The 12,384-nt window shown below is 47.6% G+C and carries 16 protein-coding genes; 8 read left to right on the forward strand and 8 right to left on the reverse strand.

Annotation, left to right across the window (positions count from 1 at the left end; all coding sequences use genetic code 11):
• The first annotated feature begins 38 nt into the window (after positions 1 to 38).
• From DUL71_RS29125 to DUL71_RS29135, 3 genes are all read left to right on the forward strand, one after another.
• Positions 39 to 278 carry a hypothetical protein gene (locus DUL71_RS29125; protein ID WP_114941343.1) on the forward strand — a complete coding sequence of 80 codons (240 nt, stop codon included), beginning with the start codon at positions 39 to 41 and terminating at the stop codon, positions 276 to 278.
• A 193-nt stretch (positions 279 to 471) separates the two neighbouring features.
• Positions 472 to 699 carry a hypothetical protein gene (locus tag DUL71_RS29130; RefSeq protein ID WP_114941344.1) on the forward strand — a complete coding sequence of 76 codons (228 nt, stop codon included), beginning with the start codon at positions 472 to 474 and terminating at the stop codon, positions 697 to 699.
• 32 nt (positions 700 to 731) lie between these two features.
• A complete protein-coding gene (locus DUL71_RS29135; RefSeq protein ID WP_114941345.1) occupies positions 732 to 1,190 on the forward strand; it encodes a hypothetical protein in 459 nt (152 codons plus the stop codon).
• 841 nt (positions 1,191 to 2,031) lie between these two features.
• Here DUL71_RS29135 and DUL71_RS29140 read toward each other — a convergent pair.
• The 4 genes from DUL71_RS29140 to DUL71_RS32220 form a co-directional block, all read right to left on the reverse strand.
• A complete protein-coding gene (locus DUL71_RS29140; protein WP_114941346.1) occupies positions 2,032 to 2,283 on the reverse strand; it encodes a hypothetical protein in 252 nt (83 codons plus the stop codon).
• A 73-nt stretch (positions 2,284 to 2,356) separates the two neighbouring features.
• Positions 2,357 to 2,620: a helix-turn-helix domain-containing protein gene (locus DUL71_RS29145; RefSeq protein ID WP_114941347.1), complete on the reverse strand. Its 264-nt coding sequence runs from the start codon at positions 2,618 to 2,620 to the stop codon at positions 2,357 to 2,359.
• Positions 2,621 to 3,038: 418 nt separating this feature from the next.
• Entirely contained in the window at positions 3,039 to 3,350 is a 312-nt protein-coding gene (locus DUL71_RS29150; RefSeq protein WP_208645687.1) for a hypothetical protein, read from the reverse strand.
• 304 nt (positions 3,351 to 3,654) lie between these two features.
• The gene (locus DUL71_RS32220) at positions 3,655 to 3,819 is read right to left on the reverse strand and encodes a hypothetical protein (RefSeq protein ID WP_161964538.1); all 165 of its coding nucleotides are present in this window, start codon (positions 3,817 to 3,819) and stop codon (positions 3,655 to 3,657) included.
• 721 nt (positions 3,820 to 4,540) lie between these two features.
• Between DUL71_RS32220 and tal the strand changes: the two genes are divergently transcribed.
• Positions 4,541 to 5,638, forward strand: a complete 1,098-nt coding sequence (gene tal / locus DUL71_RS29155; RefSeq protein WP_114941348.1) for a transaldolase — start codon at positions 4,541 to 4,543, stop codon at positions 5,636 to 5,638.
• Positions 5,639 to 5,690: 52 nt separating this feature from the next.
• Here tal and DUL71_RS29160 read toward each other — a convergent pair whose 3' ends face one another.
• Entirely contained in the window at positions 5,691 to 6,380 is a 690-nt protein-coding gene (locus DUL71_RS29160; protein ID WP_114941349.1) for a peroxiredoxin family protein, read from the reverse strand.
• Positions 6,381 to 6,481: 101 nt separating this feature from the next.
• Here DUL71_RS29160 and DUL71_RS29165 point away from each other — a divergent pair, with 101 nt between their 5' ends.
• The 3 genes from DUL71_RS29165 to DUL71_RS29175 are packed head-to-tail and all read left to right on the forward strand — an operon-like array spanning position 6,482 to position 9,134.
• Positions 6,482 to 7,840: a sensor histidine kinase gene (locus DUL71_RS29165; protein WP_154402508.1), complete on the forward strand. Its 1,359-nt coding sequence runs from the start codon at positions 6,482 to 6,484 to the stop codon at positions 7,838 to 7,840.
• Positions 7,828 to 8,532 (forward strand): response regulator transcription factor, encoded by a 705-nt coding sequence (locus tag DUL71_RS29170; protein ID WP_114941351.1) that lies wholly within the window; start codon positions 7,828 to 7,830, stop codon positions 8,530 to 8,532. Before DUL71_RS29165 ends, DUL71_RS29170 begins: the two co-directional genes overlap by 13 nt.
• Positions 8,533 to 8,537: 5 nt before the next feature.
• Positions 8,538 to 9,134 (forward strand): NADPH-dependent F420 reductase, encoded by a 597-nt coding sequence (locus DUL71_RS29175; protein ID WP_114941352.1) that lies wholly within the window; start codon positions 8,538 to 8,540, stop codon positions 9,132 to 9,134.
• Positions 9,135 to 9,222: 88 nt separating this feature from the next.
• Here DUL71_RS29175 and DUL71_RS29180 read toward each other — a convergent pair whose 3' ends face one another.
• On the reverse strand, positions 9,223 to 9,642 hold the full coding sequence (locus tag DUL71_RS29180; RefSeq protein WP_154402509.1) for a hypothetical protein: 420 nt from the start codon (positions 9,640 to 9,642) through the stop codon (positions 9,223 to 9,225).
• A 19-nt stretch (positions 9,643 to 9,661) separates the two neighbouring features.
• Here DUL71_RS29180 and DUL71_RS29185 point away from each other — a divergent pair, with 19 nt between their 5' ends.
• A complete protein-coding gene (locus tag DUL71_RS29185) occupies positions 9,662 to 9,904 on the forward strand; it encodes a DUF3253 domain-containing protein (RefSeq protein WP_114941354.1) in 243 nt (80 codons plus the stop codon).
• Between the two features lie 216 nt (positions 9,905 to 10,120).
• Here the strand turns inward: DUL71_RS29185 and DUL71_RS29190 are convergent, their stop codons facing one another.
• Both DUL71_RS29190 and DUL71_RS29195 read right to left on the reverse strand, forming a co-directional pair.
• A complete protein-coding gene (locus DUL71_RS29190; protein WP_114941355.1) occupies positions 10,121 to 11,362 on the reverse strand; it encodes a cation:proton antiporter in 1,242 nt (413 codons plus the stop codon).
• A gap of 232 nt (positions 11,363 to 11,594) precedes the next feature.
• Positions 11,595 to 12,050: a lipocalin family protein gene (locus DUL71_RS29195; protein ID WP_114941356.1), complete on the reverse strand. Its 456-nt coding sequence runs from the start codon at positions 12,048 to 12,050 to the stop codon at positions 11,595 to 11,597.
• Positions 12,051 to 12,384 lie beyond the last annotated feature (334 nt).

Consider the following 12,384-nt stretch of genomic DNA (forward strand, 5'->3'; position numbering starts at 1 on the left):
AGCCCGGCTGAGCAGCCGGGCTATTGGTTTATATATCTTTGGCTAATTATCTCATCAGCATTACTTTAGGTTGGAAATTGTATCACTGTGAGGTAGGGGAATACCCCCATCATGATGAAAACCGCTGCCGTTACCGCGTTTATGAGGATGAGAAATTGGTTGCCAGCTTTGAACCGGACGCTCAGGATGATCTTCAGGTATGCAAGAATACGGCAGGCTTAGTAGATGAGTTGCTTCATTTACTGGCTGACCAGATCGAAGCGAAACTAAAGAATTAGAACTGGAGGTCGACTTGTTTAAAATGCCAATGGAGATTCTGGCCATGGTGATCCGGAAGATATCGTAATGTCGCAAGCGTTACGAAAGGCATTACCAGGCAAGGGCAAAAATGCACTCGTACTGACCTGATTTTTTCTTTTCTTACACAATCAACCTTGAGGTCCGGAATCTGTTATACCTAAAAAAAGCTTTATGAAAAATATATTCAAACACCCCAAAAATGGACTCGTCCTGCCTGCCGTCTTATTCACGGCGACTGCCGCAGGAATAGCCATCTGGTATTACTTCCATCAAAAAAATGCAGCGATAATAGTAAATCTGCCAGCCAGCCAAGAATATCTTGATCGTCGTAACGCAAAAGCTAAAAAGCACAAAACCGATGTCGCCGAATTAAAAAATATCATCCCTGGGCATGCTTGAGCAGCCTTTCATGATCAAACCATTAAACAGGCATGAACCAAACGGAAAAAACGCTGCTCTGCGGCTTCATGGGAACAAATATCATGACGCTGTCCAGCGCAATGATGTCTTTGATATTTAATGAAAACTTTAAGGAGCCCGGGCACCTGGCTACTTTGATCGGTCGGCTCGCGCCTGCGCTCTCAAAAAAAGCGAGGCAGCTGGCAGGCTGGGGAGCGCATTATGCCATGGGAGTAGTTTTCGCAGCGGTGTATGTCGAGTTATGGGAAACCGGCAAAATCAGGCATACGATCAGGAACGGCATTATTCTTGGTGCAGTCAGTGGCATAGCCGGGTTGCTGATCTGGAAAGGGACCTTCAAAGCTCATCCATTTCCTCCCCGGATGAAATATGACCATTATTACCTGCAACGCATTCCGGCACATATCGTTTTCGCGGTTTTTGCAACGATCACCTACCGGCTAATCCAAAAAAAGGAAAGTAGCAATTGAACCATTATCTCAGGTACATCGTCTGGGATGCACACAAATTCACGGTCCTGGATCTGCGGGGTAGATTTTTTGAGCGACGGCTATTCCGCAACGATCAATTCAGGGGGGGATGGAGGACAGCTTTTTTCTTATGTCCGCAAGATTTTGTTCACAACTCAGAAGCCTTGCTCTCAATACTTCGATTTCACTGATCAGTAATTGTTATTCTATGGACAGTAACTCGTATTCATTTGTTGTGGTCATCAGAATTGTATTTTAAAGTTTTAAATCTAATCAAATTACGCCTGTCACCAGTTGGAGCGCAGACAGCGAACGCCCCGGAATTTTTTTGTGGCAGCCATGAAAGAACAACTTGAAAACTTGGGGTCTTGGAATCCTGATCATCCCGGACATATCAGATTTGCCACAGAAGCATAATTTTTGGCTTGGCCGTGAGGTGGTGTCCAATTTGCAAATCATTAAAAAGAATGAATAGGTTCTCTTATCAGATTTAAGCGTCTAATTGGTGAAGACATTAGACAAAAATATTTTTAAATTCCTTCATTAATCAGAAATTGAAGGGTTTTTCCAATGTTGGCTGCAAACCTGCACGCAAACAAATTATTCCTCCAATACCTTACTCAGAAAAAAATGATGAACGAGTCAACAAACAAATTGCCCTAAGAAGAAAAAGCACCGGACATTAAAGAAGGAAATTTCGAAACCGATTCGGTAACTGAGGCTGGTAATGATATTGATAGTATGGCTGTTGGATAAGGGAATATTGACCGGGGAGATGCTTAAGAAACACCGGGTGAGGATAATAAAACTATTGACAGCGAACAGGGTTGCGGGCATAAACTTAAGAACCAGAATACTCCTCGCAAACGCATCCGCAGCTAATATTTAGAATGGTTTTACAAACTTCATCTGATGGCGACAGTTGATTTTCATTGGCGTAATGTTCTAGCAGATTTTGAAGCTCGGATATGTATGCTTGTATCTCAGGAAAATTAAGCCAGGCTGACAAGATTTTTAGTTCATTATTATCTAATGCACCCAGAACATAGGCTTCTAAATAGCCGGATTGTATGATGTCTTCTATATTAGTCATATGGTTTAGCTAAGTAATAAAAATAGATTCATAATATTTTTATAATTCAGCTTTGTTAGTGATTTGCTACAAATTAGCAATTACAGGATTTTGATACAATTGGCAGTTGATGATTATGATGACTCTCTTCATCACACCGGACAAGTTCCGATACTGAGATCTCCAGCACCTTTGCGATTTCTATAAGCCGTGCAAGTGTTAACTTTACATTTCCCAACTCGATTTTGCTGAACGAGTTTTGTGAAATATTGAGTTTGTATGCCACATAATATTGGCTGTAATTTTTTTTTATTCTGATTTCTTTTATGCGCCCGGCAACCACTTGTTCTGTTAGCATTATGTGTTTGTAGATAGTAACTAACTTACGGAGTACTCCATTTAGAGGTTTTCAAATATTATACACCTAATAGTGGTAAATGACATCTAAAACCTATGCCACTGGAGCGCTTACAAATTAAGCTCTGCTAGCAAGAAGCTATCAACATTACACCATACGCTTAATCGTCGGTACAAGTCCAATGATAGTCTCAGTTCCGAACTTGCAAAACTGCTTTCGGCAGCACCGGTCATAAACTCACGTGTCTTCCGCGCAGTTTTTGTTATTTTGTCGTGTTAATCTTCCCATCCCCGCACAGTTTCAATCCCGGGACGGTTATATTTTGTTAAAAGGCAAGCCATAACTTCATAATTATCCGGATCTATTTCTAAACCAAATAACAGCAAAAACTGATGTATAGCAAAGCTTAGGAGACTCCCTAACTTCCTGCTATCGGCGACCCGAAAATACCTACGGCCAGTTCTGCCCAGAGGAGGAACAGGATAATGAGTACCGCGGCGCAAATGATCAGGCGCTGCCTGGCGTTCCGGTATTTTCTCATCACCGCTTCGCAGATAAGCCCGGTTCCGAAAAGTAAGAATGCTGCCACCAGAAAATCTAAGGTTGTCCATTCGATTTCGGTAGTTAAGCACATTGCGATTAATGGAACCATCAGCAGAATAGTTGCTAAAGCTATAATAATAAGCAGTCTTAGGTTTTTGTGGGTTCCAAGGTTTAATTCAGATCTCATACGGAATTTATATTTAAAGTACTTTGATTTACAAAGTAAATTAATTCGTTTTTTATTTACAATGATTTATTTCAAATAAATATAAGCTAGAGATCGGGGATATAAGGACAGGGCGTGATCCAATAGCGCTTGCAACTCGTTGTATAATTGTTAAAAGTTTAACAGTAAAATTATTAACTATTAACAAAGAAACTTAAATGTATTAAACCTGAGAAAGGAAATTATGACGGGATTATTTGTTCTGTCAGTAAGCTGAATAATGGCTTGTAACGGCGACCAATCGGCTAAGGGAGGGGGATACGGCTCAAACTAAACGGGATGCGTCATCAAGCATCGATACTTCCAAAACTACCACTACTACCGGCGATGCCTCTACCATTGATAACCGTGCGTCCGGAGGTACTAAAACAAAAAAAGCTGATACCATCAAAACTAACATTACCCATTGGTGACCATGCCACAGGCTCAATGGGATTAACCAGTAGAACTTAACAGCTTCTGTAACTTATCGCTATTCACTACTGATTCTCGCCATTTGGCGAGGCCTTGTTTAAATGTACTAAGAAGCCAGGCCTTGCGCCCGGCTTTTTATGAAATAAACGAATAAAAAATGGATGTTAGATGTTTCCTATTACTTGGGATCATCTGCAATAATCTTGCCATTCGTAATAGAACACGAATCGTTAACATTCAGGCGGCCAACCTGTTTGCCAACGCTTAAAAACTACCATAATGTTGATGATGTTTTGGACAATAAAGCCCTGCCAGGAGGCATTCAACTGCATTGCACCACGCGTCAACGCTCCGGGTTCCATTTCGCAGCCAGCCTTCCTGCTACTCGCGCAAAAATGTGAGGCGGCAAGCTCCTCACTGTTTTGCTTTTTTCAACCGCGCGATTGGCCGCTTCTTTTTCTATTCCATAAAAGCTCTGAAAAAGCACGGAAACTGTGCATCATAATTCTAATATATTTTCAACGATAACGGATAAAAAGGGCAGCGATGGCATTGCCCGCGATCGGAAAGAATGCCGTCGTATACGCAAAAGCTGGCATGGGATATGAACCATGACCGCCGTCCAGACTTGTTATAAATCGACCGTTTACAAACATAAGTTGTAAAGTCGGGTTGTACTGATAGCATTTGATCCTTCCGGCCCCGGCGGGGAGCTATTCCCATTTGCGACAGCTCCCATGGCAGAAAATAAAGTGAAGCAGATCCACGACCACAAGCAAAGCATTTGGCTGGATTTCATTGACCGTAAGATCATGAATACCGGCAAACTCCGTCAGATGATCGATGAGGATGGCCTTCGTGGCGTGACCTCCAACCCGGCGATTTTTGAGAAGGCCATATCCTCGAGTTCGGACTATGACGCCGATATTAAAGCGAAGGCGGACACTTCGCTCAGCAACGAAGAACTGTTCTTCGAACTGGCTATTGCTGATATTCAGCAGGCAGCCGGCCTGTTCGATCACGTTTACAACGACGATGTGGTGGGCGCCGATGGTTATGTAAGCCTGGAGGTTTCCCCCGCGCTGGCCCTGGACACCGAAGCAACGATCCGCCAGGCCAAGGACCTGTGGCAACGGGTGGACCGTAAAAATGTGATGATCAAGATACCCGGCACCTTGCCTGGCTTGGCGGCAATACGGGAAGTTATTGCTGACGGCATAAACGTCAATGTCACACTGATCTTCGGGCTGGAGCGTTATGAGGCGGTTGTCGAAGCTTACCTTTCCGGTTTGGAAGACCGGCTCGCGAAGGGAGAGCCGCTCAGCCAGATCGCCTCGGTCGCCAGTTTTTTCCTAAGCCGCATCGATGTGCTCATCGATCCGCAACTCGAGGAAAAAGGCTTGAAAGACCTGAAGGGCGAGGTAGCAATCGCTTCGGCAAAAAAGGCTTATGAGATTTATCTACGGATATTCCACTCCGCGCGCTGGCAGAAGCTGGCCGACGCGGGTGCCAAACCGCAGCGTCTGCTGTGGGCCAGCACCGGTAGCAAAGACCCGTCTGCCCGGGATACTAAATATATGGAGGCATTGATCGGACCTGATACGGTCAACACCGCGCCGCTGGAAACCATTGACGCCTTTCGCGATCATGGTGTGGTGAATGATACCCTGGAATCTGGATTGAACTTGGCGGACAATACGCTGAACCAGCTGCACCATGCCGGTATCGATCTGCAGCAAGTCACGGCGCAGCTGGAAGAAGAAGCCATTGAAAAGTTCAACCAGCCTTTCAAAAAAATGCTGGCTGCCATTGCTGAAAAGCGCGCCAGCTGGTGAAACGCTTGACTGACAGGCATGACCGGCAATTTTTGAATGGTTTTTGATAGGTTTACTGGCGATACGCCTTATCGATCACTGCATTTAGCAGATCGAATATATGTTCATCATAGTTTGCCGCGAAAGCAACTTTGCCATCCTTGCCGATCACAAAGCTGGTCGGCCAGGAACTGACCTGGTAAACTTTATCCACTTCGCGGGAGGAGGGCAGGATGGTATAAGCGAAGCGGTGCTCCTTTAAAAATCCGGTGACGGCATTCTGGTCATTGAAGGTCAGTGCCAGGAAGACAATATCCTTACCCTGGTAATTTTCCACCAGCTTATTCAGCTCTGGCATTTCCGCGTTACAGGGCGGACAACTGGTGAACCAAAAATTGAGGACGGCGACTTTGCCTTTGAGCGCGCTCAGCGTCCATGATTTTCCTGTAAGGTCTTTTAAGGTGAAATCAGGCGCCGCCTGACCCCTCATCGCCTGCATGGCCTGGCGTTGCTTTTGGCCCATTTCTTCCAGTTGTTTGGCCATTTCCGGCGTCATCCGCAACAGGTGCATGACATGATTCTTGTCGTCCTCCTCGTTATGCTGGAACAGGATACGTTCGCCGTTCCAGGCTTTTTTCACACTGTCCAGCTTGTCCGGGCCGATCTCCTTGCCATCGGGTAAAATGAACTTATTAACTCTCATTTGCGCTTCTGCGGCTACGGCCAGTAAAAGGCCAGTTAATAAACTGATGGATTTTTTCATACGGCAAATTTAGTTTCTAAGAACACCGCAGGCGTTAACACCAGCAGCTTTAGTGTTAACTAGTGTTAACAGCTGGCGCAGCTAAGCGCAAAGCCTTACCTTTGTATCGTGAAAAAAAGGTCGCGGCATATTTTTGGCTGGCTGGCGGCGCAGCGGCGCTGATCCTTATTTGCCAGTGGTACTGGGTATATTACAACTACCGTACGGCCAAAGCAAATTTCTTAGCGACAGCTAATTATGCCCTTCGGCAAAGTATTGACCGTTACCAGCTGGCACAGAACAAACTGCCCACCTCGCTGGAATATCTTAAACCGAGCCTGACCTTTATGGTGCGAACGCTGCCAAACCAGGATCCGCTGGCGCTGGATACCCCTGGCAGTAAACGCCGTTTTAGTGCAGAATTTTCGACGGTAGCGATCGATCAGTTACATTTGCCCGAGCTGCGGGCGCTGGTGGCGCGGTTGCTGTCCCAGCAACAGCACCGACCGCTCCATTTGGATACGCTCGCCAGGATCTTTCGGCAGGAACTGTTAAAGAACAACATCAGAGAGGAATTCCGTTTAAGGATGGAACACGGAGCGGCTCCTGCAAACGGCGGGATCAACACGCCTGTCAATTTTTACAAAGACCCGGTATTGATCCGGGCTGAATTGGTCCACCCGGTCCGTTTCTTATTGCGGCAAAACGCAGGCGCAGCCGGCGTGTCGACCCTGCTGATCGTGCTTTCGGCCTGCAGCATTTTTTATATGGGACGTGTGATCCGCCGGCAGGAAAAACTGGACGACTTAAAGACCAGTTTTATCAATAATATATCACATGAATTAAAAACGCCGCTCAGCATCCTGCGTACCGCCAATGAGGCGCTTAGTAGTTTTGGCGCGGCGGATAACCCGGAATCGCTGCGACGCTACCTGTCCATCAATGCCGGTGTTATCGACAGTATGGACCGCAATATCGACCGGCTCCTGGAGCTCAACCGCGACAGCCGGCTGCAGCCCCAGTGGCAAGCCATAGACTTGCCGGCGCTGCTCGAAAATCTGATCGGCAGGTTAGCCGCAGACGACCAGCCGCCTGTCCGAATGGACATTCCGCAAGGTATGGCCGAAGTATTCAGCGATCCTTATATGCTGGAAGTGATTCTGTTAAATCTCCTTGACAATGCCCTGAAATATGCGGGGCCAGAGGCGCAGATTATTGTCCGCGCTAAGCAGCAGGTCCAAAGCTGGCAACTTGTTGTAAGCGATGACGGGCCGGGTATCGCAGCTGCATACCTGCCCTATATCTTTGACCGGTTTTATCGCGTGCCCACCGGGAACCTGCATGAAGTGCCCGGTTATGGCATTGGTTTGGCCCATGTCAAAGACCTGGTAAGGGCATTGAACGGCAGGATCAGCGTGAAAAGTAAATCCGGCCGGGGTACGGAATTTATAATAAATTTTGATATAAGATGGAGGGGCTAAAAGTTTTACTTGTCGAAGACGAGCCGACCCTGGCGGCCATCGTGAAGGAATCGCTGGAGAAACGCGGTTTCAGCATCATCCTGGCCGCCAATGGCGTGGAAGGCTGGACGCTTTTTCGCTCGGAAAGACCGGACGTCTGCGTCATCGATGTCATGATGCCTCGTAAGGACGGCTTTTCCCTTGTTGGGGACATCCGTCTTCTCGATGAACAGGTCCCGCTGATCTTTTTGACTGCCAGGGTACTAACAGAGGATGTCTTGAAGGGATTTGAACTCGGTGCCGACGATTATATCAAAAAGCCGTTCAGCATGGAAGAATTGATCTTACGGCTAAAGGCCATTGCGCGCCGGAAGGTCCTGCCACAAGTTCCCGGGCAAAGCGCGTTGCAGTTAGGAAGTTTTCGTTTCAATCCCCAAGTCCATGAGTTGAGCAATCGTGAAACTACGCATACTTTATCCCAGCGTGAATCGGAACTATTATTGCTGCTGGTGCAGCACCGGAACCGTCTGCTTGACCGGCGGCTGGCTTTAATCAAGCTCTGGGGGGAAGATACGGTATTTACGGCGAGGAGCATGGATGTTTACATCAGCCGGTTGCGTAAGTATTTGCGGGACGAGCCCGGTCTGGAGATCGTCAACAGCCGCGGGCAGGGATATTCGCTTATTGATACAACAAATATCAATCATATTTAAATACGATGAGAACAGCCATTATTGGATTTGGAAAACTGGGCGAGGCCATCACCCGTAAACTGATCAGGGCGGGGCACACAGTTCTGCTGACCAACAGCCGCGGTCCGGCTTCTTTACAACAAAAAGCAATACAGCTGGGCGAACTGGCCGTGCCGGCTGAATTGGCGGACGTTGCTGAGGCTGAAGTATTGTTCCTGACTGTGCCCTGGTCGACGATTCCTGCGGTCAGCAAGTCGTTGCCGGAGCTGAGCGGTAAGATATTGGTCGACGTCACCAACCAGTTCCTGCCTGATATGCGACTGGACGACCTGAAAGGCAAGGCCTCCAGTAGGATCGTGCAAGCGCATTTTCCGGATGTCAGCCTTGTTAAGGCGCTGAACCATTATTTCGAAAAATGGGTGGATGCGGAACCCGTGGTCGGCCTTGGCCACCGGCTCGCCTTTATTGCCGGCGATGATGAGCAATCCAAATCGGTCGTGGCTGGCTTATTATCCGAATTTGGTTTCCAGCCGCTGGATATGGGTGATATTGATACGGGCAGCCTGGCGCAGCAAGCCGGCGGCCCGCTCGCCGGGCTGAATGTGGTCAGCTATCCAGCCTGAAAAATGAAATAGCGGGTGTTGGTCATTTAGCCGTGTCGGTACTGAACGCTACCCGCAGTGTCTTGAATGGGTTTGACAAGCTGATGTTTTAAGTACGGAAATCCGTCTTCCAGATCTTGAAGACATGCTCAAAGCGGCTGCCGCTGTCCCGCACCAATACGGAGACATCCTCCGTGCGGACAGGGAACTGTTCATCGATCGCCTGCTGGATACGGTGCAGTACTTCACCGAACCGGTGCTGAAAAACTTCTGCGGTGACCACCACCTTGATCATTGTGTCCTGATAAGTAACAGTTGCTTCCTGCTGCAGGAGCCGTACCAGCAAGGCGGCGATATCCTGGTGCAACCGTTTAGAGGGAGATACTTTTAAGGCCATCTTCAAATATACCAAATGGTTGCATTCATTCCAGGCCGGCAGGGCATCTTCGCCGACTTCGAAGCGATGCTCTTTTTGCCCTTCTTCACCGTTATCGCATAATTTTCCATAAAAAGACAACCGTCTGGACATTGCATTGTTTAGGATAAAGATGCAAAGGAAAGATATTCGTCAAACCATACTCCAAACCGCCGGGGAACGCGGCCCGTTGAAAAGCACTTGCCCCTCCGAGATCGCCCGCATTTTATTTCCGGAAGACTGGCGAAAACAAATGGAGGCGGTCCGGGATGCTGCTATTAGCTTGCATAAAGAAGCCCGGGTGGTGTTATCGCAAAAAGGTAAGGCTGTCGATCCCGATCATTTCAAGGGGCCGATCCGGATCAAAATCTGTTGAGTTGCTAGCGAAAGTATACCTCGTTCAATAGTACGCGGGTCATGGACCTAAATTCCGTGCTAAAAAATTTTCGATGATGCTGTAGAACGCTTCCGGCTGTTCGATCTCCGGCTAATGCCCGCAGCTCTCCCGTAGGCAAGGCCGTCATAAAAATCAATCTGTAAGAGCGCTGATTCTTTCCGGCTTCTTGCCCCTACGCGAAATATTTGCCTTAAACTATTTTTTACTCAAGCTGTGCCGGATCACCCGGTTCAGGGAGAGCCCCTGAACGATAATGGAAAAGATTACCACGAAATAACAGGCTGACAATATGATATGGCGGTAGTGACTAGCCGGCAGCGACAGGGCCAGGGCAATGGAGATACCGCCGCGAACACCCGCCCAGGTCAGGATATTGATATTGCTGTAATTGACCTGCAGGGAACGGCGCAAGAAGATCAAAGGGACAAAGATACTGAACCAGCGCGCGACGAGGATCAAAACGATCGATAAACTCCCTGTGATCCAGTAATTGGTCAGGTAAGGCAGGTTCACCATCTGCAACCCGATCAGTACGAATAATACGGTATTGAGCATTTCGTCCACGAGGTGCCAGAACTTTTCCAACGCCTCATGCGAGCGTTCGGAATCATTCAAGTTGATCGAATTATCACCGACGAATAAACCAGCCGAAACTGCCGCCAGCGGAATGGACAGTTCCAGCCAGGCCCCGATTAGGGAAATGCTCATCACCAGGGAAAGTGATACCAGTACGATGGTCTGGAAGTCGGTGATGGTTTTCATCAGCCGGTGTCCGATCATGCCCAGGATCACGCCCATTGCTATGCCGCCAAAAACCTCCCGCAGAAACAAAAGTCCCGTTTTGGCCAGGTCGACATTATCCGCCCCGGAACGGATCGCTTCCAGGATCGTAATGAACAGTACCAGACCAACCCCGTCATTGAACAAGGACTCCCCGGCGATAATGGTCGACAGGTTGACCGGCAGCTTGGAATTTTTGATGATATTGCCCACGGAAACCGGATCGGTGGGGGAGATCAGTGCCCCGAACAAAAAACAATAAATCAGCGGGATGCGAATATGGAGCCAATCGCCAAGGTAATGAAACAGGAGTCCAAAGATCCCGGCCGAGAGCAAAACGCTCAGGGTGCTCAGTATGACTACCGGGCGCATTTCCTTTTTCAGTCTTTTCGTATTGGCATTAAAGGAGCCGGCAAAAAGCAGAAAGCCCAGGAGAATATTCAGGACGATGGTTGAAAAATTGATCTCTTTGGCCACGCTCATCAACCGCTGGCCAATATCCGGATCCAATTGATCGGCAATGACAGTCAGGACCGAACCGATGATCGCAATGGTTATAATACCGATCGTACCCGGTAGTTTCACGAACCGGGCGTTAATGTAAGAATAAATGGCACTGACAATTACGAGCAGCGCGATTAGTACAAAAAGTTGCATCGTCGAAATACATATAAAAAGCGTGTTCAGCGCTGATTGTTTGTTTCGGTTCAGCCAAAGCGCCAGTTTATGTTTGATTGGGAATCAAAAATTGTGGTGCCTGTTTTTTATTATTTTAGTTCCTGCATGAAATTTCTTACGGCGACTGTGCTGCTCGGCTTCCTGGTCCTGTTTTTCAAAACGGATCGGCCGGCTTTTACCAAACATAATCAATTTAATCACTTATACATCGTCATAAACGATTCAACCTACGCGCATTTGTTTGACAACCTGAAATTCTCAGACGGTTTCGCCAAAACAAGCGAAGAAAAGCTTCGTCCGGTAGTACGTCCCGCGAAAGCAGCCACAAGTAGCCCATGCTGCTGCCGGATACCAGCGCGTACCGGTAATCTTCATCAATATCCAGCACATTGTAATCCAGGTAGATCGGCAGGTAATAAGCCTCTTCCAACAGGCCGCGTGTTTCGGGGCCTTTTAATTTGATAGTGCCGTTGGCTTCTACCGCTTTGTTTTTAACCGGATTAAATGCGCGGGTTCCCACCGGGATCGCGCCGTCGTCATTCCGGGAATATTCTTCCGTCAGGTCGCGCAGATCTTTCTTGATCAGATTAGGCAGCCGGGCGACTTCGTGCCAGGTGCCCAGATACCGCTCTTTATTAAACGGATCAACGATTGCGCCGGGCGGCACCTATTTCTTAGCCCAAAGCGCATACGCGATGCCCGCAAGTCCTGCAGCTGCCGCAACGTCCATCGATGCTTTTGCTTTTTTCATAGGGAATACGCTTTAAATTGCAATGGCCTTTATATCAACGCTCTCCGCGTTCGTAATATCAATGGCGCCCTAACAGGTCACCGTCAAACTAAAACAAAATCACATAAACTTATTATGTTAAGTGATGACTATTTTGTTGAAATAACATAAATGGCTCACGTTTTTGTCTTTTGGGTTTATCACAAGGATACTTCAACGTCCCATGGCTGGTGAAGAAAAGAAAAGAGTATACTGTGCGGTATTCCATATA

This window comes from Mucilaginibacter endophyticus (assembly GCF_003351025.1).
Classification (GTDB): Bacteria; Bacteroidota; Bacteroidia; order Sphingobacteriales; family Sphingobacteriaceae; genus Mucilaginibacter; species Mucilaginibacter endophyticus.